Genomic DNA, 2,119 nt, shown 5'->3' with positions numbered 1-2,119 from the left:
CGAGGGTTCGATTCCCTTCGATCGCCCCATATCATTTTGCCGATGTGGTGGAATTGGCAGACACGCCGCACTCAAAATGCGGTGCCGAGAGGCTTGCCGGTTCGAGTCCGGCCATCGGTATACGACAAAAAAGAGTTATCAAATTGCTTCATGCAATTCGATAACTCTTTTTTTATGCCATTTGGACTTCTCTCTTCCTCGGAAGAGAGTTATTGATCGATCCACTTCATTTTTCCAGCATCATTCTATCTCCAGCAAACATATAAACTACGTTTTTATCAGCATCCAATGCAACTGACATTTTTGTCTCCTTATTTTGAATAAAACAGAAATCACGCGCTGATTTATCCCATTTCACTTCAAGTCCCTGAATGTCCATATTGAACAATTTTTTGGCAATCGGCGCAGCTATTTCTTTTACTTCTTTTTCTGTTACTGCTTTGTCTGCTTGTTTTCGCGCAACGTCATATACATACTCGGTCTTTCCTGTTTTTGCTTCGACCGCCAGAGTAATATGATCGCCTTTGAGCTTCCACATATCACCTTTGGCGCCAGCATAATAACCAAGCTCTGCTTTCTTCACCTCAAATTCCTGATCGAGAGCTGTTTTCACTGCATCCGCTGCCGTTTTGAGTAATTTCGGTTCTAGCTCGTTCTTGTCTACTTGAATAACGGCTGCTCCAATATAATTTTTATTCTTCGATTGCCCAGGTGGATATTTCATCCAAGAAATCATGAAGTCTTTTCCCTCTAATATATAAAAGGTTTGTGAAACCTTTCCTTTGTCATAGCTTTGAGTGATTTGAACCTCTTTATGAAATGCATAGGCTTTTTTGGCGTACATCCCTTTCAACTTGTTCAGCAGTTCCTTTTGATCATCCTTGCTCACTTTATCAAGTGTTTGAATCCCCTTAATTGTGATCAGTTCCCCTGTACCTGGTTTAAAATTTACTTCGTATAATTCGTCTGCCGAAGGAACCGTCGCCAGATCAAATGGATGTTTAAAGGCCTTCTCGAACTTCAACTTTATCTCTTTCCCTGCAAATTGATTCACGGCCTTTTGCAGATTGGCAGCAACCTTTTTATCCACTTGAATACTGCTGCCCGATGTTTGTTCTTGCAGCTTTCCTCCTGCTGCTTCGGCTCCTACAAAGGTCGGGCCCGCTAGTGTAACGAACATACTGGATACGATCATCGTTGCTAAAATTGCTTTTTTTAGATTCATATTATCTTCTCCTTTTTATTAAGGTTAATCTCTTTCTAAATCCTCCAGAAGCATTCTTACCCCGGAAAACATATAAACTACGTTTTTATCGGCATCCAGCGCCACGGTCATTTTCGTATCTTTCTTTTGATTGAAGATGAAGTCTCTGGAAGCACCGTCCCATTTTACTTCAAGCCCCTGGATGTCCAAATTGAATAACTTCTTTGCAATCGGCGCGACTATCTCTTTCACTTCTTTTTCCGTAATCTCTTTGTTCGTCGTCAATTGTTTTCGCGAAATATCATAAATATATTCGGTCTTCCCTGTTCCATCCAAGGACAGCGTAATATTGCCACCTTTAAGTTTCCATGTACTTTTTTTATTAGTACCTCCAACCCAAGCCTTCGTCACCTCAAAATTGTGGCCTAAAGCTGTTTTTACTGCCCCGGCTGCCTTTTCCATGAGCTTTGGATCAAGCTCGTTCTTGGCAACTTCGACTTGGGCTGAAACATGAATCTTTGTCGGCCACCCCGGATAATTTTTCATAAGTAAGGCAGAAAATCCTTTCCCGTTTAACGAATACATGCTAAAGGGCGTCTTTGATTCTACATCGTGCAGATCGACATGAACTTCTTTATCAAATGTATAGTCTTTCTTCGCATATAACCCTTTTAATACTTTCAGTACTTCGTTCAGATCCTCCTTACTGACTTTATCGATGGTTTGATAGCCTCTAATCGTAGTAATTTCTCCTGTTTTCTCCTTGAAGTTCACACTATATTTCCCATCTGCCGACTTAACCTGCACCTGATCGCTTATGGATTGGGAAGTGCCCTGCATATTCAGCTTAATTTCTTTGCCTGCAAATTGTTTGACTGCCTTCTCCAGCTTGGCGGCCAGCTTCTGATCGATTTG

2 protein-coding genes and 1 tRNA gene are annotated in these 2,119 nt (G+C 41.4%); 1 reads left to right on the top strand and 2 read right to left on the bottom strand.

Annotated features, from left to right (window positions below):
• Positions 1 to 38 precede the first annotated feature (38 nt).
• Positions 39 to 120: transfer RNA gene (locus tag BBG47_RS27755), tRNA-Leu, on the top strand.
• A 106-nt stretch (positions 121 to 226) separates the two neighbouring features.
• Here the strand turns inward: BBG47_RS27755 and BBG47_RS27750 are convergent.
• Both BBG47_RS27750 and BBG47_RS30215 read right to left on the bottom strand, forming a co-directional pair.
• On the bottom strand, positions 227 to 1,225 hold the full coding sequence (locus BBG47_RS27750; protein WP_065294434.1) for a hypothetical protein: 999 nt from the start codon (positions 1,223 to 1,225) through the stop codon (positions 227 to 229).
• Positions 1,226 to 1,249: 24 nt separating this feature from the next.
• Positions 1,250 to 2,119: hypothetical protein (locus BBG47_RS30215; RefSeq protein WP_065294433.1), on the bottom strand; the 870-nt coding region annotated here is incomplete at its 5' end.

It is taken from the genome of Paenibacillus sp. KS1, assembly GCF_001680695.1.
GTDB lineage: Bacteria > Bacillota > Bacilli > Paenibacillales > Paenibacillaceae > Paenibacillus_B > Paenibacillus_B suaedae.
The sequence above is the reverse complement of the archived record's forward strand: the minus strand, read 5'-3'. Positions and strand labels throughout refer to the sequence as shown.

Coding starts and splice junctions, on each gene's coding strand:
- BBG47_RS27750 (WP_065294434.1), bottom strand. CDS start 1,225: ATGAATCTAAAAAAAGCAATTTTAGCAACGATGATCGTATCCAGTATG.